Source organism: Streptomyces sp. NPDC091292 (genome assembly GCF_044757265.1).
Taxonomy (GTDB): domain Bacteria; phylum Actinomycetota; class Actinomycetes; order Streptomycetales; family Streptomycetaceae; genus Streptomyces.
This window is the reverse complement of the sequence record NZ_JBIVUQ010000002.1, coordinates 698370-718420: the sequence shown is the minus strand read 5'-3', so window position 1 is coordinate 718420 and position 20051 is coordinate 698370. Positions and strand designations below refer to the sequence as shown.

Here is a 20051-nt window from a genome sequence, read left to right as displayed (position 1 = left end):
CGAAAGGCCCACGTAGCGCCGCTACGAGGACCTTCCGGCGCCTTGCGATCGCACGCACCAGACGCCGCACGGCCCGCCCTACCGGGCGAACGACGCGAATGTGACGACAGGCCCTAGGCCAGGCGGAGATCAGTATAGGCCGCCCCCCGCCCCCGGCCACAGACTTGCCCTCGACCGCGCCTCATCCGGGCAGCGGGGCCGCGTACAAGGAGTCGATCACCTCCTGGTGGTTCGCGTGGACCGCCGCGCGCCTCACCTTGAAACTCACCGTGAGTTCACCGGCCTCGACCGTGAGGTCCTCCGGCAGAATGGCGAACCGCTTGATCTGCTCCACGCGCCCCACCTGCGCGTTCACCCTGTCCACCTCGTGCTGGACCCTCGCGCTCACTTCCGGTGATTTCACCGCTTCCTCGGGTGTCACATTGTTCGCTGTTGCGTAGTTGTGCAGTTCCTCGGGGTCAAGGGTGATCAGCGCGACGAGATAGGGACGACGGTCGCCGACGAGAATCGCCTGTGAGATCCAACTGCTTTCCTTGAGCGCGTTCTCAGCCCGCGCCGGCGCGACATTCTTACCGCCCGCGGTGATGATGAGGTCCTTCTCTCGGCCGGTGATGAAGACATACCCGTCGTCGTCGATCGAGGCCACGTCTCCCGTGTGGAACCACCCGCCTTCAAGGGCCTGACCGGTCGACACGTCGTCGTTGTGGTAACCCTTGAACACATTCCCGCCGCGCAGCAGCAGCTCGCCGCTTTCGGTGATCCTGGCTTCCACACCGGGCAGCGGTCTTCCGACAGACCGGAAGCGGAAGTCCGTGAGCGAGTTCGCCGTTGCGACGGTGGCGGTCTCGGTCAGGCCGTACGCTTCCAGCACGGGTACGCCACACGCGTGGAAGAATTCGAGTATTTCCTCCGCGATGGGGGCGGCTCCCGAAGTGCACTGGCGGATCTCACCGCCGAAGAACTCCCGGACCTTGGAGTACAGCATCTCCTCGTAGCGCTGGAACACCGCTTGCAGTTCTTCCGGCACCCTCGCCCCGGCCGCGTTCAGTTCCCGTACGCGCAATCCGGTCTCGACCGCGGTCCGCAACTCCCCGGGATCCTCCACGAGAGCTGTCGCGTGCGCGTACATCTTCTCGAAGATCCTCGGGACCGAGGGGAAGTAGGTGGGGCGCACTTCCATGAGATTGGGAATGATCTTCGCGGGATCCCGTTCCCAGAAGGCGATCGACGCTCCCCGATCGAGCGACAGGAACTGCACGACAGCCGCGAATGCGTGAGCCAAAGGGAGAAACAGATAGACGCGTTCCCCAGGAACGATCGTTCCCGTGGCGGCGATCATATCGACCACCTGGCGGTAGTTGCCGTGCGTGAGTACGCAGCCCTTGGGCACCCCTGTCGTTCCGGAGGTGTACATGATGATGCAGGGCTGCTCCGGCCCGATCGCGGCGACGCAGGCTTCCAGAGCCACGGGATCGGCGGCCCGGCCCCGGCGGCGTACCTCATCCAGCGGCAACGCATCGGAGGCGTGGGGCGGTGGGTCGAAGGCGATGACATGGCGCAGTCGTGGCAGGCGCTCCCGAACCGCCGTGATCTTGTCCAGTTGCCACGCGTCCTCGACGAAGACGATCTCGGCGCCGGAGTGCTCCAGCACGAAACGGCACTCCTCGGCCGAGTTGGTCTGGTACACGGACACCGACACACCACCGGCGGCCAGGATTCCGAAGTGGGCGTACGTCCACTCGGGCCTTGAGTTGGCCAGAATGGCCACCTTCGCGCCCGGACGCAGGCCCAGTTCGAGCAGGCCCCGGCCGACCTCCGACACGGCCTCCCAGAGCTGCGTATAGCTCACGGACTGCCATGCGCCGTCCTGCTTGACCTGTAGCGCGGTACCTCCGCCGTACCGGGCCGCAGCGCGCGGGACCAGGTCCGCCATCGTGCGCGAGCCGCTACTCATGGGACCACCTTCTTTCACGGGAGAGGCCCATGACGAGCCACTCGAAGGACGACCGACCGCCCAAGTTACATACAGACTGTTTGTTTGTCTACGGAGACGCAAGGTAGCTAAACCCCGCCGACGCCTTGACGAATGAGCCGAAGCGGCAGAACATACAGACAGCCTGTTTGTAAATGGGAGGAGCTGAGCTGACCATGACCACCACTACTCGCGAATTCTTCGACCGCTATCACGCCTGCTGGGAGGACCGGGATCCCGACCGGATCGCCGCCATGCACACCGAGGATTCGGTGTTCCATCTGCATCTGAGCCAGCCGCCCGCATGTGGGCGGACGGAGATCCGCGCAGCGGCGGCGCAGACGTTCGCCCTGGTTCCCGATCTCGTGTTCACGCTGGTCTCACTGCGTGCGGGAGAGGACTTCTGGGTCGCCCAGTTGAAGCTCACCGGGACAGCGGCCTCGGGCGGCCCAGTCGACGTCGACCTCATGGACTTCGTCCTCGTCGAAAACGGCTCGGTGAAGGAGAAGCACTCCTATGCCGACGGGGTGGCGATGCGGGCGGCCACGCCGTGACCCGCGCTGCCGCTGCCAGCGGCCCACGCGACGGCTCCGCGGCCCTCGCCCCGGTCGCGCTCGACCCACCGCTCGTGGCCGATCTGGTCACCCTCGTCGCAGCGACGGCGACCAGCGGCCGACGAACCACCATAAGCAGCCCGCTCACCGGCGAAGCGATAGCCGAGGTGCCCCACGCGACACCCCAGGACACCGAGTCCGCGTTCGCACGGGCGCGTGCGGCCCAGCGTCGGTGGTCGCGTGTTCCGATGCGCGTCCGCTCGCGCGTACTGCTCCGCTTCCACGACCTGATCGTGGCGCGGCAGAGCACGATCATGGACGTCATCGCCGCCGAGACGGGCAAGGCCCGGCGTCACGCGTTCGACGAAGTCCTGCACCTCGGCCTCACCGCGCGCTACTACGCCCGATCCGCCGGCCGGCATCTGCGCAGTCACAGCGCGAAGGGCGCGATTCCGGGTCTGACCCGCGTACGGGTGCACCACCTGCCCAAGGGTGTCGTCGGGATCATCTCGCCGTGGAACTACCCGTTCACGCTGGCGTCGTGCGACGGCCTGGCGGCGATCATGGCGGGGAACGGGGTGGTCCTCAAGCCCGACGAGCACACCATGCTCTCGGCCCTGATCGGGAAACGGCTCCTGGTCGAGGCCGGGATGCCCGAGGACCTCTGGCAGATCGTGGCCGGGCCGGGCCCCTCCGTGGGCCGCGACGTCATCGCCCACGCCGACTACGTGTGTTTCACCGGCTCGTCCGCGACCGGTCGTATCGTGGCCCGGCAGTGCGCCGACCGGCTCATCGGCTGCTCGCTGGAGCTGGGCGGCAAGAACGCCTTCGTCGTACTGAGGGACGCCGACCTGGACAAGGCGGCCGAAGGAGCCGTACGCGCGGCCTTCCCCAACGCCGGGCAACTGTGCGTCTCCAGCGAACGTATCTACATCGACCGTGCCGTCTACGGCGACTTCATGGAACGCTTCATCGCCCGCACCCGGGCGATGGTGTTCACCGCGGACCCGTCCTGGGAGAACGCCATGGGTTCGCTGATCTCCCGGGAGCAGTTGGACAAGGTGACCGCCCATGTGGAGGACGCGGTCCAGAAGGGTGCGACGGTGCTCGCCGGTGGCGGTCCCCGGCCCGAGTACGGCCCGTACTTCTTCGAACCGACGATCCTGGCCGACGTGACCCCGGACATGGACTGCCACCTGCAGGAGACATTCGGACCGGTCGTCTCGGTCTACCCGTTCGACGACGAGAACTCCTTGCAGGCCAGGGTCAACGACGGCGGCATGGGTCTCAACGCCTCCCTCTTCGGCGGCCGTCGGGCGAGCACCTTGGCCCGGGGACTCATGGCGGGCAGCGTCAACATCAACGAGGGGTACGCCGCCTCGTTCGCGAGCATCGACTCGCCCATGGGCGGGATGCGCCAGTCCGGTCTGGGACGGCGCCAGGGCAAGGAAGGAATCCTCCGCTTCACCGAACCGCAGTCGGTGGCCCGGCAACACCTGGTCCACTTCGGCCCCACGGACGGCATGACCATGGAGAGTTACGCGAGGCTCATGACCCTGTCGCTACGGCTCATGCGGCGCCTTCCGCGCTCGTAGGAACGACATTGCCGCCGGCGCCAAGCGGCGAGAATCCCCTTCCCCTGCGCCCTGTGGGATGTCGGCGAGGTCAGTCATTGCCCGCGGAACCTCCACGCCCCAGTCACTGCCCGGTCCACCGCTGTTCATGATCGGTGGCACAACTCCGCCGCCGGACGCCTCGTCCAACCAGGTGACCACAAGCACTACCGCGCACTGACATCCCGGAGGACCACTTCCGTATGCGCACCTACAGCACGTACCGCACCTACCGCACCTTCACCGCCAGCGCGGCCCTCGCCCTCGCCCTGGGTGCGACCGCCCTCGCGGCGCCCGTCGCCCAGGCGGCACCGACGGCCACAGCCACCGCCACCGTCGTCCACGACGACAGCGAACTCTGGTACAAGGCCGCTCCCGGCCAGCAGAACAAGCTGACGGTCGGCGAAGAGATCGAAAACCGGGGGGAATTCGAGTCGTACTACATCCTCACCTTCCGCGACCGTTACGACATCACCATCGACGCGAGTGCGGCGACCTGGGACGAGTGCACGTATCCCACACAGGGCGACCGCACGGTCGTGCGCTGCGCGGTCGAAGTACCGCTGAACTCGGACGACTCCGACAGCTACGACATCGACCTCGGCGACAAGGACGACAGCGCGACGCTGGATCCGGACAGCAGCGCATGGGCCGGGGTTCACGGGGGTCCGGGCAATGACGTGCTCAAGGGTTCGCCGTCCGCGATGCTCTACGGCGAGGGAGGCGACGACCGCATCGACGGCGGCGGTGGCCCGTTCGGCTTCGGCTCCTACGGCGGCCCGGGGAACGACATCCTCACCCACTGCGGGCAGGACTGCTTCGGCGGACCCGGGAACGACTCCCTGACCGGTACCGGCGAGGAGAACAACCTGCACGGGGACGATGGCAACGATGTCCTGCACGGCAAGGGCGGCGCGGACGTCCTCTACGGCGGCAAGGGCAACGACAAGCTGTACGGCGAGGCGGGCAACGACACGCTGTGGGGAAACAGCGGTGATGACGTCCTGTGGGGCGGCCCCGGCACGGACAAGCTCTCCGGCGGCCCCGGCCGCAATGAACTGCACCAGGACTGACCTGGACTCCCGTCGTCGACTGGGCTCTCTTCAGCCCCTGCGTTGACCGAGGCCCGCACCCAACGCTGGGGCTGCCTGCGTCCGGTCGCGTGCTTGCGTCAGGGACGAGGGTCACCTCTTGCCCGACCTTGGTCATTGACCTAGAGTGTTATTGGTCAGTGACCAAGGAACGGGTAAGGAGAGGATCTGGAATGGCTCAGAAGACGTGGTTCATCACAGGGACGTCGAGGGGTTTCGGGCGGGAGTGGGCCACGGCCGCTCTGGAGCGGGGTGACCGGGTCGCCGCCACGGCCCGGGATCTGTCGTCGCTGGACGCGCTCGTGGACGCGTACGGAGAGCGAGTGCTGCCGATCCGCCTGGACGTGCGGAACAGCGAGGCGGTGACCGCCGCCGTCCAGGAGGCGGCCGAGCACTTCGGTTCACTGGACATCGTGATCAACAACGCCGGGTACGGACTGTTCGGGATGGTGGAGGAGGTCACCGAGAGCCAGGCGCGCGACCAGATCGAGACCAACCTCCTCGGACCGCTGTGGGTCTCCCGCGCGGCGATCCCGATCATGCGGAAGCAGGGCAGCGGCCACCTCATCCAGGTCTCCTCCGTCGGAGGGGTGTTCTCCCTGCCCGGACTCGGGCTCTACCACGCTTCCAAATGGGGGCTGGAGGGGCTGACTTCCAGCTTGGCGATGGAGGTCAAGGGATTCGGGATCAAGGTGACGCTGGTGGAGCCCGCCGGCTACGCCACCGACTGGCAGGGCACATCCGCGCAGCGCGCCGAACCACTCCCCGCCTACACCGACTTCCGCGCGAACCTGCCGATCAGTCCGGCAGCCCGGCGGGCGGTCCCGAGCGCGACCAGGGACGCGATCCTGGCCGTCGTCGACAGCCCGGAGCCTCCGCTTCGGATCTTCTTCGGCAAGGGCCCGCTGGATCTCATGCGGTCCGAGTACGGGAACCGGATCGCGGAGTGGGAGAAGTGGGACGAGGTCTCGCAGGCCGCCCATGGCTTCTGAGCCCGAGGCACCTGGTAGAAGTGCCTGATGGCAACGGAACACAGCGCCGACGGGCGTGACCGCACCATCCGCGCGGCTCTGGAACTCCTTGAGGAGTCCGGCCTCGACGCGCTCACCCTGCGCGCCATCGGCCGACGGCTGGACGTGCGTATCAACACCGTCTCCTGGCACGTCAAGTCCAAGGCTCGGCTCCAGGATCTGATGGCCGACGCCATCCTCGCCGAGATCGACCTGACCGGGCTGCCCGACGCATGGCGGGAGCGTACGGTCGAACTGGCCCACCGCTACCGGGCCGCGCTCCTCGCCCATCGCGACGGTGCCCGTGTCGTGGCCGGTTCCTTCGCGGCCGAACCCGCCACCCTCGCGGTCGCCGAAACCCTGATCGCGGCGCTCCTCGAAGGCGCCCTCGACCCCGAGCCCGCGGCCTGGACCTGCTGGACCATCATCTACTTCACCCTCGGCCTCACCCAGGAGGAACAAGCCGAACCCGGCGCCCTTGCCGACCGGGTCGAATCGGCCATCACCACCCGCACCTACCCCGCGCTCGCCAAAGTCCTGCCCCACCTGGCCGGCGGCGAGTTCTCCACCCGCTTCGACTACGGCCTCAACCTCATCCTCACCGCGGCAACGCCCACGCACGAGGGGGCGCGTACGCGGTGAGGGTCGAAGAGGCCGTCTGGACCTGGGAACGTGAATTCCCTCTCAAGTACGTACTGGTCAGCGAGGAATGGGACGGCGAACGGATCGTGTGGGCGCACTGCGCCGACGCCGAGAACCTGTTCGTCGAACCGGCCCCGCGCCGGGAGCGGCTGACCCTCGTGGCCTGCGCCCCGACCGGACGGCTGCTCAAGGCGGTCGAGCGCGCCCGCCACCGGACCGTCGGACCGGACGGGCACATCGACTCCGCCGACCTCGGGGACCTCGGCCTCATCGTGGACTTCGTCGTGCCCGGCGCCGACCCTGAAGCCGATCCCCACAAGGACTACGACGCCTTCGACGCCCACCACTGGGAGCTGATCGCCCCCGTCGTGCTCGCCTGCCGCTCCTCCGCCCTCGACGCGTCGCTGGTCGACGTGGTCATCGAGGCCGAGGTCGAGGGCGGGATGTGGCAGCGCCCCGAGCCTGCGGACGCCCTGTGGAGGCTGTTCAACAGCGCGGTCGGCGCGGGCCTGGGCGAGTGCCGTCGGGTCGAGGGCCTGTACGCCGACCGCCCTTTCCGCTCAGCGCCGCCGATGCGGCTGATCGGCTGCGAGCCCGGTGAGCGGCTGCTGCGGCGGCTGGTGCGCCCGCGCGCCGATGGCGACCGGGTGACCTTCCTCGCCGTGGACCGGTCCGGGCATGTCATGCGCCATCAGGAATTCATGCCCCTCGACGTCGTCGCCTCCCGCCCGTCCGCGCTCGGCGGGGCGCTCGTGGACCTGTGGCTGCGCGAGGGCCCCCGCGTCCGGCCCGCGCCGACGGCCCGTCCGGTATGGGACGCCTGGTTCGACGGGCCGCCGACCGAACCCGGCTCGTGGGCCGCGTTCCCGCCCGAGGGCCGGGCCGAGTGGGCCCTCTTCACCGCCGCGCGCCGGGATACCGACCAGACACGAGCCACCCCTGTACGTCACCTCGTACGCCATCTCGATGGACGGCACATCACTGACGTATCAGCGCTGACGTGCGCACTGGGCGAGGCGATCGCGGGTCCTGGCGGCCACTACCACCAGTGCTGGGGGGCGTTGCGTGGTTGTCAGTGCGGCGGGGAGTGGCCGGACGCGCCGTTCACGCTGGTCTGGCACGACGCCGAAGTGGCCCGACGCGCGCTCGCGTCGGTGAACGTGGACACGGCGGGCGAGACACCGTACGTCGATGACGTCCTGCGGCTGCTCACTCGGGTCGGCATCACCGTCGAACTCCGCTGATCGCCCTTACGGGGGCATCGACCGGCTCTGGGATGGCGGCCGGGGAGTGGGGGGCGGGCGAGTCGGGGCGGGCTGGTGGGGTATCAGCGGCGGGACCCGCACGGTAATTCGCCGTCAGTACGCCGTCAGTACCCTGGCGCGGTGACGACCAACACCCTCTTGTCGCAAGCGATGCGCGGTGCCGCCGACCCGCCTCTCCTCCCGCTGCCTGACCATGTCGCGGAGCTTCTGACAGAGCTGGGAAGTCCGCCCCGGCTGGCGGCTCACCTGCGAGCCGTCCATGACGTGGCACACCAACTCGTCGCATGGTCGGAACAGCACTACCCGGCTCTGGCCTTCGACCGCGAGGCGGTGCTCTTCGGGGCGGCGACGCATGACGTGGGGAAGACGGTGCACCTCGCCGAACTCTCCGGGCCGGGCTCGGCACACGAGGCGGCGGGGCAGACTCTTCTGTTCATCGCCCTCGACACCGTGCTCACCCGCATCGGCGAGGCCGCCGACGCACGCCTGGCCTTCCAGGCAGCTTTCCCGATCCACGGTTGAGGACTCAGAGCTGCCACCCGACGCGACCTGGTGGTGGTTCGACGGTTCACAACTCCGCCTGTTCCCACTCCCAGGGCTTGCCGTGGATCTGCCGCAACAGTTTGACGAAGGTGTGACCGTCGAAGAGCAGGCCGTTGTACTCCGCCGGGAGCCGCCTGCCGTTGATCACAGCGGTGGGCGTCCCCGGCCCCTCGGGCTCCTGTACGCCCCCGGCCTCCTCGTACGCCTTCTCGGAGGCGGTGACGAAGGAGCGGTACTTCATGCTCTTCACGGCCGCGTCGAACTCCGGGCCGCGCAGGCCCTTCACCTCGCCGGCCAGCTCCAAGAGATGAGCATCGGTGTAGCCGTCGACGCTCTCCTCGGGCTGATTGGCGTAGAGCACCTCGTGGTACTCCACGAACTTGCCCTCCTCCAGCGCGGCGCGCAGCGCGTTGACCGCCTTCTTCGACCCGCTGCCGCCGACCCGGTCGTCCAGGAAGCTCGCCAGTGTGTACTCGGTTCTCACCCGGCGGACGAGCATCTCCTCCCGCAGCTTCGGTGAAGCGCCCTTGGTCTCGAACTCCTGGCACGCCGGGCAGCGCGGATCCTCGTACAGATGGACGGTCACCCTCGCGCCCGGATCGCCCACCAGGATGGTGGTGCCGTCCTTCTGGAGCTGCTCGGGCAGATCCTCCGCACTCTCGTACCCGGCCTCCGCGGCCCGCTGCCCGCACCCGGCCAGCATCAGCACCGCAGCCGCGCACAGCACGGCCGAACTTCCCCCACGCACCATGGCCATCCCCTCCCCAGAGAACAGCGCGACCCTAGATCATCGACACAAGAACCGCACACTCATTCCCAGCACGAGGCACACCCGTCCCCTTCGTCACCACGCCTCCGACTCCGTCGAGGAGAGTGACGTCCGTTTCTTCTCGCCGCCGCCCGTGCGTAGTCGCATCGCCGTCAGCGGGAAGACCAGTACGGAGATCATCGCGGCGCCGACCAGGGCGGCGGCCTGGTCCTTGCCGAGTACCTTCTGGTCGACCCCGATGGTCGTGATCGCCACGACGAGCGGCAGGCAGGTCGACGCGAAGAGGGGGAGGGCCTTACGGTCACCGGGCCCGAGGTCGCGCGGCGCGAGGAAGTACACCGGGCCGCCCCTCACGAGGAGGAACAGCAGCAGGAACACCGGTACCAGGACCAGCGCACGCCAGTCGTGCAGCAGGGCGCGCAGGTCGAACTGGACTCCGGTGACCACGTAGAACACCGGCACGAGGAAGCCGAACCCCAGAGCCTCCACCTTGCCGAAGACCTCCGCCCCGTGCTCGGGCGAGGCGCCGTGCAGTACCAGCCGGGTCAGCACGCCGGCGGCGAACGCGCCGAGCAGGATGTCCAGGCCGAACACCTCCGCGAGAGCCAGCATGCCGACGAGCAGCAGCATGACGAAGCGGACCGCGAACTGTCCGCTGCTGTGCAGGGTCTTGTCGATGAGCTGGGAGAACCACGGCGGGCGGGGCCGCAGCGCCCAGACGACGGCAGCCGCGGTGATCGCCGCGAAGACGACGAGCAGGACCGTCGACTCCCCCGGCCTGCGTCCGCTGAGCAGGAGGGCCATCGCGACGATCGGCCCGAACTCTCCCACCGCGCCGAACGCCGACATCACCGTGCCGAAGCGGCTGCGCAGGTCGCCGTAGTCACGCAGGATCGGCAGGACCGTACCCAGCGCCGTGCTGGTCAGGGCGGTGCCGATGACGAACGCCTTGAAGGTCTCCCCGCCGCTGATCAGGAAGGCGAGCCCGATGCCGGCGGCGAGGGAGATCAGCCAGGCCGTCATGGAGCGGCGCAGGGTGGCACCGCGGACCGACCCGAAGTCGATCTCGTACCCGGCCAGAAAGATCAGCATGGCCAGACCCAGGTGCGACAGCGCGTCGATGACCTGGTCGGAGTGCGCCCAGCCGAGGACGGCGGGGCCGATCACGATGCCGAGGGCGATCTCGAAGATGACCAGCGGGACACGGACCCGGCGCGCCGTCAGATCCGCGAGGAACGGCGCCAGGACGGCGACCGCCATGATCAGGACAAGGGTGCCGGGATGGAACAACTCGATCTCCCCGCTCGCTCTCCCCGCGGACGACGTGCGAAGACCGGCGGCACGGAGCGGCACGGCCAGTACCACCCTCGCCCGGATCCCGCCCCCGCACGACCGGACGTACGCCGTTGGAGGGGGGCGACAGGCCCCGCCCGCCGGCCGCCCTGTAATGCCCGAGTAACGGCGCCTCTCTACTGTCCGGGGCTCCCCCCAAACCTTTCCGGAGGAGCACCCCGATGCACCTGTCCCCATCGCCCCGGCGCAGACGCGCCGCGTGGGCGGCGGCCGTTCTCACCGCGACCACCCTGCTGACAGGACCACTGCCTGCGGCGACCGCGGCCGACACACCATCGCCGAAGGCCGACTCGGCCCTGCGCACGGCCGTGGGCCAGGGGGGCGAGGCGTCGTTCTTCGTCGTCCTGAAGGACCAGGCCGACCTGTCCGGCGCCCGGGGCAAGCGCTCGCACGCCGCTAAGGCGAAGTCGGCGTACCAGGAGCTGCGCGCGAACGCCGAGGACAGCCAGCGCTCGCTGACCGCTTTCCTCGACAAGGAGAAGGTCGGCCACCAGGATTTCTGGATCGCCAACGCGGTCCGTGTCACGGGGGACGCGAAGCTCGTCAAGCGGCTTGAGCAGCGGTCGGATGTCGCTCAGATCGTCAAGGAGCGGCGGTACAAACTCGACGTGACGGAGAGCCAGGTCTCCGGCGCTGCCACGGCGGGCGCCGACGCCATCCCGGAGTGGGGTGTCAAGGACATCAAGGCCGACCAGGTCTGGCAGCAGTACGACGACCGCGGCGAAGGCATCGTCATCGCCAATGTCGACTCCGGCGTGCAGTACAACCACCCGGACCTCGTCGCGAACTACCGTGGCACGAACGGCGACGGCACCTTCACGCACGACTACAACTTCTACGACCCGACCGGCCAGTGCGGCACCAGCGGTGTCCCCTGCGACAACAACGGCCACGGCACGCACACCATGGGCACGATGGCCGGCCAGGGCGGCATAGGTGTGGCCCCGAACGCGAAGTGGATCGCGGCCAAGGGCTGCGAGTCCTCCTCGTGCTCGGACGCGTCGCTCCTCGCCGCGGGGCAGTGGATCCTCGCCCCGACCGACCACACCGGCCGGAACCCGCGCCCCGATCTGGCCCCCGACATCGTCAACAACTCCTGGGGCGGCGGCGACACGACGTTCTACCAGGACATCGTCGAGGCGTGGAACGCCGCGGGAATCTTCGAGGCGTTCGCCGCGGGCAACGACGGTGACGGCACGACGTGCTCCACCGCGCACGCGCCCGGTTCCCAGGCGCCGGCCTACGGTGTCGGCGCGTACGACGTGAACGGCAAGATCGCCTCCTTCTCCGGTTTCGGCCCGTCTCTGGTCGACGGTTCCATGAAGCCGAACATCTCGGCACCGGGCGTCAACATCCGCTCCGCCTGGCCGGGTTCGTCGTACAGGAACTCGAACGGTACGTCGATGGCGACCCCGCACGTCGCGGGCGCCGTCGCCCTGCTGTGGTCGGCCGCGCCCTCCCTCATCGGTGACATCGACGCGACGCGCGCGCTGCTCGACGAGGGTGCGATCGACGTGGACGACACACACTGCGGCGGCACCGCCGGTTTGAACAACGTGTGGGGCGAGGGCAAGCTCGACATCCTCGCCGCGGTCGACAAGGCCCCGCACACCGCGGGCACCGTCACCGGCAAGGTCACCGACAAGGGCACCGGTACCGCACTCTCCGGAGTCACCGTCAAGGCCACGAACGCCGACACCACCCGCTCGGTGACCACCGGCACCGACGGCTCGTACCGGCTGTCGCTGCCCGCGGGCACCTACGACTTCTCGTACAGCGCCTACGGCTACGCCATCGGTTCGGTCAAGGGGCTCCAGCTCGCCACGGGCCAGGACGTGTCCGAGAACGTCGCCCTCGACGCCGTGGCCGCCCACACCGTGTCCGGCACCGTCCTCGACGTCACCGGCAAACCGCTCGCCCGCGCCACCGTCACCGTCGAAGGTGTCCCGGTGCCCGCGGTGACGACAGACGCCGACGGCCACTTCACGCTGCCGAAGGTCGCCGAGGGCTCCTACACGCTGACCACGGCACCCGCCGCGCCCGTGCTGTGCAACGGCGTCCGGAACACCCCGCTCACCGTGGACGGCGCCGAAACGCTGACCGTCCGGCTCCCGGCCCGCACCGACACCGCCGGCAACAGTTGCGCCCCGGCCACCTACGCCTGGATCGACGGCTCCGGCAAGGTCGCCCTCAGCGGTGACGAGGACGCCAAGAACATCGCGCTGCCCTTCCCGGTGAAGCTGTACGGCGTCTCGTACACCAGCGCCGCCGTCACCACGAACGGTCTGGTCAACTTCCTGGCACCGCGCGTCGGCGACTACGCCAACACGGCCCTGCCGACCACGGCGCAGCCGAACGGCATCGTCGCGGCCCTCTGGGACGACTTCACCCTCGACAAGAAGTCGAGCGTGCAGACGGCCACCACCGGCACCAACGGCAGCCGCAGGTTCGCGGTGGTCTGGAACAACGTGCTCTTCGCCGACGGCTCCTCGAACCGCGCCACCTTCGAGACGGTCTTCGAGGAGTCGACGGGTGCCATCACGTTCCAGTACCGGTCCGTGCCGGGCAACGGCGGCAAGGCGACCGTCGGCATCGAGAACCAGACCGGTACCGATGCCCTCCTCCACTCCTTCGACCAGCCGGTTCTGACCAACGGTTCGGCCATCCGTATCGCACCGCAGGGAGCCAAGTGATGACAGCCCGCACCTCCCGGAGCACCCGGACTTCCCGGAGGACCGCCACCTCCCGGCGAGCCCTGCGGCTCTCCTCCGCGCTGGTCGCGGCGGGCCTCGCACTGACCGTGGCACCGCACGCGGGGGCCGCCGACGACGACGGTCCGGCGATGAAGCTGACCAGCGAGCAGGCGGAGCGGCTGACCGCGCACGCGCAGGTCGATGTCTACGGTGACGAGGCGCGGTCCTACGACGACGGCGAGAGCGGCACCGGCACCGGCACATCGGGCGAAGCCCCCGTCTCCGGTCTCGACTCGGCCGCGGGCACAGCTTCGGGCACCGACGCGTCCACGCCCGTCACCTTCACCGGCAAGTCCACACTGGAGGGCGTGCGCGGTGTCGGCGCCACCGTGCCGGCCGGCTCCGACGGCGGCTACTTCACGGTGCACAGCCTCGGCAACGTGCAGCTCCACAAGGCCGACGGCTCCACGGCGTGGCAGCGCACCAACGCATCGCTGTACGCGGACTGGCAGGTCAAACCGGCCCGCGTCTGGCAGACCGAGCCGTACCCGGCGCGCATCCTGATGGGCTACAACGCGGTCAGCCCCTTCACACCCGCCTCCGACCAGGGGTACGACACCGGTGACCTGACCGGGGACGGCACACCCGACATCGTCTTCTCGGCGAGCGTCGGCTCGCTGCCCTACCGGCCGTTCACCTCACCCGGCTCCACCCTGCCCACCGGCACCTTCGTGACGGTCCTCGACGGCAGGACCGGCAGGACACTGTGGTCGAAGCTGTACGCGTACGCCCACTCGGTCAAGATCGTCGACGGCACCGTCCTCGTCGCCGACTCGCCGCACGACAACCAGAACGCCCCGGCCGCCGCGACCGCGACGCTCAGCGGGATCCGCTTCTCGTACGCGGGCGGCGCGCTGACCCCGGCGTCGACGTGGACGTACGACACCGGGGAGACCACGGCCTCCTGGGGCGCCCTGGAACCGCTCGGTGACGGCAGGGCCGCGGTCTCCTGGGACGTGCGGAAGACCGCCACGTCCGCCTCGCGCGGCCGTACCCTCGTCGTCGACACGGCCGACGGGTCCGTCTCCTGGCACACCGACAGCGCCCTGTACAGCCGCCAACTGCACCTCGACGCCTCACGCAAGCGGCTCATCGGCCTGGAGCAGTCCGACCCGACGGATGGCATGCGGTACGAGATCGTCTCGTACGCGCTGGGCGACGGTTCACGCACGAGGCTGGACGGCCGCGACAACGCGGTGCCCACCGCCATGACGATCGGGGATCTGCGGGGGGACAAGAAGGCCGAGTACGTGGTCGCCGAATCCACCTTCGACCCCTCGCTGTACGTGAACGCGAGCACGGTCCGGGTACTCGACGGCACGAGCCCCGACACCGCCCTGTGGTCGCACACCACCAAGCGGGACCCCGACAACTCCCGTGACGGCGCGAGCACATGGCGTCTCGACGTGGCGGACGGCCGCCTGGTCGCCTCCTCGCAGAGCGACCAGGGTCTCGACACGGCCGACAATCCGGGCGGTGGCCGGATCGCCGATCTGACGGTGTTCTCCGGCGACGGTGACGTGCGCTGGGAGCACGAGGACACCACTGCCTCGCCGATGTTCCATCAGATCTTCGGTGACAGGCACGGCACGCGCATCCGGGTGGTCGACCTGGAGCAGAACATCCGCGAGTTCGACATCGGCTGGGGCCACCAGGAGGACCTGACTCCGCTCCAGGGCGACTTGTCGTACGCGAAGGCGGCCGACCTCGACGGCGACAAGAAGCAGGATGTCGTCGTCGGCGGTACCTCGCACGGCGTGTGGGCCTACTCCGGCGCCTCGTTGCTCGACGGCAGCCCGAAGAAGCTGTGGCAGGCCACCGTGGCCGGACAGGTGCACCGCATCGAGACGGGGGACGTGACCGGGGACAGCAGGCCCGAGATCGTCGTCGCGGCGGACACCGCGACGGTCGTCCTCGACGGCCGCACCGGCAAGGTCCTGCGCACGATCGACGGCAAGGGAGCCTACGTCCGCTCCGTCACCGTCGCCGACGTCGACGGCACGGGCAAGGACGAGATCGTCGTCCCGACCGACGCGCTGCGCGTCTACAGCGGAAGCGGCAGGAAGCTGTGGACGTACGCGGTGCCGGAGAGCGCCGGTGATGTCGTCTTCTCGGACACGGCCGTCGGCGACGGGCGGGTGTACACGCAGTACACCAGCGTCGGTGCGATGGGCCTCGACGACCCGGTCGTGAACGGTGTCGCGCTCGACGGCAGGAAGGGGACTGTGCGCTGGACGGCGGATCCGAAGGCGCCGGCCGAGGCCGTGGACGGGAAGCTGCACGGCGCGCTCCTCGACCAGGGCGTCTTCGCCTCGCCGGAGATCCCCTACGCGGACGGGCACGCGGTCGTCCACACCTGGCTCATCCAGGCCCTGCCCGACTTCAGCTCGACCGACGCCGCCAGCTCGCATGTCGTCGTCCAGATCCGTGACGGGCGCACCGGCGAAGTGCTGCACCAGGACGTCTCGGGCAGCCCCTGGTCGCACGGCAACTTCTTCACCGGCGACGAGGGGCTGCTCCAGACCAGTTTCGGCACCTTCCGGGTCTACGGTCCCGACGGCCGGGAAGGTCGCGCATCGGTCAGCTCCAGCATGCGGACGGCGCAGTTCATCACCGGCCCCGGCGGGCGGCGGCTGCTGGCCGGCGGCACCGAGGCGGGGGTGGCCGCCTGGGATCCGTCGATCCTCGCCGCCGGGCAGATCTTCGCCCCGAGCGTCGGCGGTGCCACCCTCATGGGCGGCCGTAACTATCTCGCCGCGGACCTCGACGGGGACGGCGGGGAAGAGATGATCGCGCTGAACTTCGACGACAGCGGCTACGACCGGATGGCGCAGGAGCTGGGCTCGCGCGTCCTCAGCCAGGACAACGGCATCCACCAGATGACCACGTACAAACTGTCCTGACGCGCAACGCGACACATCGCGGCCCGTCCTGGGGGGAGCCGGCGAGACACCCGGCTCCCGTCAGGACACCGGCGCCCGTCACGACACCGGCGCCCGTCGGGACATGGGGACGCCCTTCGTATCCGCCGCCCCTCCGACCTGCCGACCCGCCTACTCTCCGAGCCATGGCCTGCGGCGTCCAAAACCTGTTCGATTACAGTGGCGCTCCTGATGAACCCGCGGCCCTCGTCCTCCAGCACCGGCACCACGGCGCCACTGCTCCGTCTGCACCTCTTCGGTGGGTTTCGCGCGATGCGCGACGACGGTCCGCCGCTCGCCGAGCGGTGGGCCCGCCCGAGCGCCCGGACACTGGTGAAGCTTCTCGCGGTCGCACCGCACCACCGGCTCCACCGGGACCAGGCCATGGACATCTGCTGGCCGGGCGCCGATCCGCGGGCCGCCGCCGTCAGCCTGCGGGTCACCCTGCATGCCGCGCGCCGCGCCCTGGAGCCCGAACTCGCCCCGCGCACCGCCTCGTCGTACCTCACGTCCGAAGGGTCACTGCTGATGCTCGACCCTGCCACGGTGTGGATCGACGCCGACCACGCGGAGCGGGCGGCGGAGGCCGCGCTCGCCTCGGGCACCCCCGACGCGCTCACCGCCGCACTCGCCCGGTTCTCCGACGAACTGCTGCCCGAGGACCGTTACGCGAGCTGGGCGGAGTCCCCTCGCGACCGGCTGGCCGGGCTGCGGCAGGACCTGCTGCTCGGGCTCGCCGCCGCGCATCTGGAGCGCGGCGCCGCGCAAGCGGCCGTGGCCGCCGCCGAGAAGGTCCTCGCGACCGGTCCGGCTGAGGAACGGGCGCACCAACTCCTCATGCGGGCCTATCTGATGCAGGGGCTGCGGCGGCGGGCGGTGCGCCAGTACCAGGTGTGCCGGGACGCGCTCGACGCGGAGTTGGGCGTGCGGCCGGGGCCCGACACGGAGCGGCTGCACCGGGCCGCGCTGGCGGCCGTGCCCGCTCCCCCGGCATCCGCCCCTGCGCTGCCCGCGCCCCTGCGCAGACCGGCCGCGACACCACTTCGCGGTCGCGACGCGCTGCTGGAGCGACTGATCTCCGCGCATGACCCCCCGGTCAGGCTCCTCACCGGCGAGGCGGGCGTCGGCAAGACCCGGCTGGTAGGCGAGGTCGCCCGGCGGGCCGCCGCCAAGGGCGCCGTCGTGCTGTGGGGCGGGGGCCACGACGCGGAAGGGCACACGCCGTACGGGGCCTTCGCGGAGGTGCTCGACGGATGGCTGGCCGAGCGGGACGCCGCGGAACGGGCGCGCGTCGGCGCGGAACACCCGGAGTTGGCGACGTTCCTGCCCTCGCTCGGGGAGTCCGTCCAGGCCACCGGGCGCAGCCCCGAGGAGGAACGGGACCGCTTGTTCCGGGCGACGGCGGCGCTGCTCGGCGATCTCGCCGCCACCTCCCCGGTGCTGCTGGTACTCGACGATCTGCATGCCGCCGACATCGGCTCGTTCCAGTTGCTGAGCCATCTGGCGCGCCGGTCGGCGGCCACGAGCGGAACGAGGCTGCGTTTTCTGGTGACCTGCCGCGAGGAGGAGCTGCCCGAAGCCGATCCGCGCCGTGCGGGCCTGGCGTCGCTGGTGCGCCATGGTCTCGCCGTACGCGAGGAGGTGGGTCGCCTGGACCGGGAGGCGTGTCTGGCGGTGGCGCGGGACGTCGGCGACGGAGGCGATCGGGCCGAGGGGGACGGCAGGGGCGGCGGGGGCGACCGGGTCTGGGAACTCTCCCTGGGGAATCCGCTGTTCGCCGTCGAGCTGGCGCGTGCTCCTGCCGGGGGCGACGCGCCGGAGGGGGTGCGCCAGTTGGTGGGCGAGCGCCTGCTGCGGCTCGACCGGGACACCCGCCGGGTGGTCGAGGCGGTGTCCGTCGCGGGCGGTGAGGTGGCGCTGTCCGAGCTGTTCGACGTCGCCGCGCACGGACTGCGCCCGGCGGTCCCGGCCGCCGCCGCGACCGACGCCCTCGACCGGGCGCTGAGCGCCGCGCTCATCGAGGAACGGCAGGTCGTGGTGGCCGGGCGCCCCGAGGCGGGCCTCGCCTTCCGGCACCCCCTGGTCCGCCTCACCTGTTACGAGCAGTTGAGTTCCGTGCGCCGCAGACAGTTGCACACCGCGTTCGCGCAGGCCGTGCTGCGCCGGCGCCCCGACGCCGTGGACGCCCTCGCCTCGCACTTCGCCCGCGCCGACGACCCCCGCGCCGCCGAGTACCTGCGGCGGGCGGCCGAGCGCGCCGCGGCCCTGTACGCCAACGACACCGCCGACCGCTACTACCGTGACCTGGTCGCCCGGCTCGACGTGGACGCGGCCCGCGCGCGACTCGCCCACGCCCAAGTGCTGCGCCGTATGGGCGACTTCGCGCGGGCGGCAGAGGTGCTGCGCGCCGCGCTTGCCGAGTTCGCGCGCCGGGGCGACCACGACGACGAGATCCTGGCGGCGGCGCGGCTGGCCGAGACACTCGTCAAGGCGGGCGCCCTGGAGACCGGCCTCCAGGTTCTGCACGCGCACCCGGTGACGGCGGAGACCGCGGCGGAGCCGGCCGCGGGACACTTCCTCGCACTGGCGCTCATTCAAGGGGTACAGGGGCGGCACGAGGACGGTCACGCGACCGCGCGCCACGCCCTGTCGGCCGCGCGCCAGGTACCCGGAACCCCCGGGATGGGCCTGGTGGCCCGCTGTTACGCGCTCCAGGCCACCAACCTGGGCCTGGCCGGCCACCTCGACCAGGCACGCGAAGCGGGCGATCTGGCCGTCGCACCGGCCCAGTCCTACGGTGATCCGACGCTTCTCGGCACGGTGCTGTCGACCGTCCGCGAGAACGCCCGGCGCGCCGGGCGGCTGCGGGAGGCCGTCGCCATCGGGCAGCGCGCACTGGACCTCGCCGAGCAGTCGGGCGATCCCACGGCCGCCGCGTTCGAGCGGGCCAACCTCGCCGAACTGTGGCTGCTCCTTGAGGAGCCGGACACGGCCCGTCCCCTCGCCGAGGCGGCGGTCGCGGGCGCCGAGGCGGACGACGCCTGGTGTCTGCCCTACGCACTGGCGACGCTGGCCCGCGTACGCACGCGTACGGGTGATGTGGTGGAGGCGGCCGGTCTCCTGGACCGTGTGGGGCCGCTCACCGCCGGACTGCGTGACTGGCAGGCGGAGTTCGAGGTGCGTACCGCACGCGCCGAACTCGCTCTGGCCGCTGCCCGCCCGGACGAGGCGCTGCACGCGCTGGGTGGCTTCGCGGACGACGCCCCGGTCGCGGTGGCCTGGAGCGAACTCCTTTCGGGCCAGGCGGAGTCGGCGGTGCGGCGCGCGCTCGGCGAGGTGGACCGGACCGTACGCACGGGAGAGCGCCTCGCCGAGGTCGAAGCCCGGATAGCGCTCGGCGCGTCCCTGTCCCGACTGGGCCGTACGACGGAGGGACAGGCCGAACTGGCACTGGCCGAGTCCCTGGCGGAAGCGCTGCCCTACCCCGCGGGGACGCGCCGGGTGGCGGAAGCGCGCACTCTGGCGGGCGACGCAACGGGAGGATCGCGGGGCGCGTGACAGCAGT

Annotated in this window: 13 protein-coding genes; 10 read left to right on the top strand and 3 right to left on the bottom strand. The window is 70.2% G+C overall.

Annotated elements, in window-relative coordinates; translation table 11 throughout:
• Window positions 1-181: 181 nt before the first annotated feature.
• Window positions 182-1933 (bottom strand): AMP-dependent synthetase/ligase, encoded by a 1752-nt coding sequence (locus tag ACIQNU_RS11270; protein ID WP_401364273.1) that lies wholly within the window; start codon window positions 1931-1933, stop codon window positions 182-184.
• 215 nt (window positions 1934-2148) lie between these two features.
• Between ACIQNU_RS11270 and ACIQNU_RS11265 the strand changes: the two genes are divergently transcribed.
• From ACIQNU_RS11265 to ACIQNU_RS11235, 7 genes are all read left to right on the top strand, one after another.
• Complete coding sequence (locus tag ACIQNU_RS11265) at window positions 2149-2526, top strand: ester cyclase (protein ID WP_401364183.1); 378 nt, start codon at window positions 2149-2151, stop codon at window positions 2524-2526.
• Entirely contained in the window at window positions 2523-4121 is a 1599-nt protein-coding gene (locus ACIQNU_RS11260; RefSeq protein ID WP_401364180.1) for a succinic semialdehyde dehydrogenase, read from the top strand. The genes ACIQNU_RS11265 and ACIQNU_RS11260 overlap by 4 nt, the downstream gene beginning before the upstream one ends.
• Before the next feature lie 221 nt (window positions 4122-4342).
• A complete protein-coding gene (locus tag ACIQNU_RS11255; RefSeq protein WP_401364177.1) occupies window positions 4343-5212 on the top strand; it encodes a calcium-binding protein in 870 nt (289 codons plus the stop codon).
• Between the two features lie 191 nt (window positions 5213-5403).
• Complete coding sequence (locus tag ACIQNU_RS11250) at window positions 5404-6222, top strand: SDR family NAD(P)-dependent oxidoreductase (protein ID WP_401364174.1); 819 nt, start codon at window positions 5404-5406, stop codon at window positions 6220-6222.
• Between the two features lie 27 nt (window positions 6223-6249).
• Window positions 6250-6882 carry a TetR/AcrR family transcriptional regulator C-terminal domain-containing protein gene (locus tag ACIQNU_RS11245; protein WP_401364172.1) on the top strand — a complete coding sequence of 211 codons (633 nt, stop codon included), beginning with the start codon at window positions 6250-6252 and terminating at the stop codon, window positions 6880-6882.
• Window positions 6879-8126: a hypothetical protein gene (locus tag ACIQNU_RS11240; protein ID WP_401364170.1), complete on the top strand. Its 1248-nt coding sequence runs from the start codon at window positions 6879-6881 to the stop codon at window positions 8124-8126. The genes ACIQNU_RS11245 and ACIQNU_RS11240 overlap by 4 nt, the downstream gene beginning before the upstream one ends.
• A 171-nt stretch (window positions 8127-8297) precedes the next feature.
• Entirely contained in the window at window positions 8298-8669 is a 372-nt protein-coding gene (locus ACIQNU_RS11235; protein WP_401364270.1) for a hypothetical protein, read from the top strand.
• 46 nt (window positions 8670-8715) lie between these two features.
• Here ACIQNU_RS11235 and ACIQNU_RS11230 read toward each other — a convergent pair whose 3' ends face one another.
• Entirely contained in the window at window positions 8716-9441 is a 726-nt protein-coding gene (locus ACIQNU_RS11230; RefSeq protein ID WP_401364167.1) for a DsbA family protein, read from the bottom strand.
• Between the two features lie 93 nt (window positions 9442-9534).
• On the bottom strand, window positions 9535-10749 hold the full coding sequence (locus tag ACIQNU_RS11225; RefSeq protein WP_401364267.1) for a cation:proton antiporter: 1215 nt from the start codon (window positions 10747-10749) through the stop codon (window positions 9535-9537).
• A gap of 224 nt (window positions 10750-10973) precedes the next feature.
• Here ACIQNU_RS11225 and ACIQNU_RS11220 point away from each other — a divergent pair, with 224 nt between their 5' ends.
• From ACIQNU_RS11220 to ACIQNU_RS11210, 3 genes are all read left to right on the top strand, one after another.
• Window positions 10974-13505: a S8 family serine peptidase gene (locus tag ACIQNU_RS11220; protein ID WP_401364164.1), complete on the top strand. Its 2532-nt coding sequence runs from the start codon at window positions 10974-10976 to the stop codon at window positions 13503-13505.
• The gene (locus ACIQNU_RS11215) at window positions 13505-16468 is read left to right on the top strand and encodes an FG-GAP repeat domain-containing protein (RefSeq protein WP_401364161.1); all 2964 of its coding nucleotides are present in this window, start codon (window positions 13505-13507) and stop codon (window positions 16466-16468) included. The genes ACIQNU_RS11220 and ACIQNU_RS11215 overlap by 1 nt, the downstream gene beginning before the upstream one ends.
• A gap of 210 nt (window positions 16469-16678) precedes the next feature.
• Window positions 16679-20044, top strand: coding sequence for an ATP-binding protein (locus ACIQNU_RS11210; protein ID WP_401364159.1), 3366 nt, complete (start codon window positions 16679-16681; stop codon window positions 20042-20044).
• Window positions 20045-20051: the final 7 nt, after the last annotated feature.